The following is a 2,070-nucleotide window of genomic DNA, read 5'->3' as shown; positions in this document are numbered from 1 at the left end:
AGGCCCATGACGCGGTCGCCCACCGCGAGCCCGGTGACACCGGGGCCCACCTCGGTCACCACCCCCGCACCCTCACTGCCGAACAACTCCTCGGTGTGCGGTACGACGCCCAACGCCACGAGCACGTCACGGAAGTTGACCCCAGTGGCGCGCACCGCGACCCGGACCTGGCCCTTCTGCAGGGGCACCGTGGCGCGCGGGTCGGCCACCAGGCGCAGCCCGTCCAGAGTTCCGCCCGTGTCGAGGTCCACACCCCAGGCCTCAGCCTCGGGAAGGGCCAGGGTGCCGGCGTTGGCGGGGGTGACCCGGCACAGGCGTGGTACGGAAACCGCTCCGGAACGTACGGCGAGGGAGGTCTCGCCCGTGACCACCGCACCGGCGACCGCGGCGGGCAGGGCCGCGGCGGACACCGGGGCCCCGTCCAGGTCGACCAGCAGGAAACGGTCGGGGTGTTCGGAGTGGGCCGTACGCACCAGGCCCTGGACCGCCGCGCGCCCCGGGTCGGGCCGCTCGCCCGGTGCGACGGCTGAGCCGCCGCGGGTCACCACGGCGAGTCTGGCCTCCTCCAGTTCCGGCAGAGCCAGCCATTCCTGAACGGTGCCCAGCACGGAGGCCAGCAGTTCACGGGTGACGGCGGGGGCGCCGTCGGCATGGGCGGCAGAGGTGTCGTCGGCTGTAGCGGCAGCGGCGCCGTCGGCGTCCGGTCGCGGGCAGGGCAGGAGCACGGTGTGCGGTACGGCGCCGCCGCTGCGGACACTCGCGGCGAGCGCGGCGAGATCCGCGTGCCGTGGCAGGTCGAGGCCCGGCAGCCCTTCACCGATGACCGTGGTCGATCCGTCGGCTTCGACCTGCTCCGAACCACTGCTCAGCGGCGTCCAGTTGACCTCGTACAGCGAGTCGACGCTCTGGCCCGCGAGCGCGTCGGCGGTGAGTGGCCGCGAGGTGAGGGTCTCGATGGTGAGGACCGGCAGCCCGGCGTGATCGGTCAACTGGACCGAAAGGGCGTCGTCGCCCACCGGCGTCAGCCGGGCCCGGACCGCGGTGGCACCGGTCGCGTGGAGACGGGCCCCGGCGAACGAGAACGGCATCAGCCGGTCGCCCTGCCCCTCCAGCAGAATCACCAGACGCGTCTGGAGCGCCGCGTCGACGATGGCGGGGTGCACCCCGAACCGCCCGGCGTCCCGCGCGGCTTCCTCCGGCAGAACGACATCGGCGAACAGTTCCTCGCCGCGCCGCCACACCGCACGGATGCCTTGGAAGACCGGGCCGTAGCCGTATCCCGTGGCTGCCAGGCGTTCGTAGAGCCCGTCGATGTCCACGGCCTGCGCGCCGGCCGGCGGCCAGACGGTGTCTTGCACGGACCGCTCTTCGACGGGTGCGGCGATCAGCGTGCCCTCGGCGTGACAGGTCCACTCGGGGTCGTCATCCTGCCCGGGGCGGTACGCCCGGGAGTGCAGCCGCACCGCGCGCCGGCCCTGCTCGTCGGGGGTTTCGACGGCGACCTGGAGGTCGACCGCCGCGTCACCGGTCGGCACGACCAGCGGGGAGTGCAGGACGAGTTCGTCCAGCAGCTCGGTGCCCACGCTCTCACCGGCCCGCAGCATCAGCTCCAGTACGGCGGCCCCCGGCACGAGCGCCCGGCCCATCACCACGTGGTCGGCCAGCCAGGGGTGGGTGTGCAGGGAGATGCGGCCGGTGGAGACGTGGCCGTTGCCGTCCGCGAGAGCGACGCCGACCGCCAGCAGGGGGTGGCCGAGCGCGGAAAGCCCAGCCCCGGACACCCCCACGGTGCCGGTCCTGCCGTCCAGCCAGTAGTGCTTGGTCTGGAAGGCGTAGGTCGGCAGCGCGACCCGGCGGGCATCGCTGCCCGCGAAGACCTCGGACCAATCGGGCGTACCGCCGTTGGCCCACAACTCGCCCAGCGAGGACAGGAATCGACGGCTGCCACCCTGATCACGGCGCAGGGTGCCGCCCACGTACACCTCGATACCCATCGCCTCACCGGTCTCCTCGACCGGAGACGTCAGCACCGGATGGGCGCTCACCTCCACGAAGGTGGTGTGACCGTCG

General features: G+C 73.1%; 1 protein-coding gene. It reads right to left on the bottom strand.

Annotated features, from left to right (window positions below):
• Positions 1-2,070: polyketide synthase dehydratase domain-containing protein (locus ACZ7IB_RS49045; RefSeq protein WP_470921862.1), on the bottom strand; the 2,070-nt coding region annotated here is incomplete at both ends.

This window comes from Streptomyces sp. NPDC037301, from assembly GCF_055602785.1.
The sequence above is the reverse complement of the archived record's forward strand: the minus strand, read 5'-3'. Positions and strand labels throughout refer to the sequence as shown.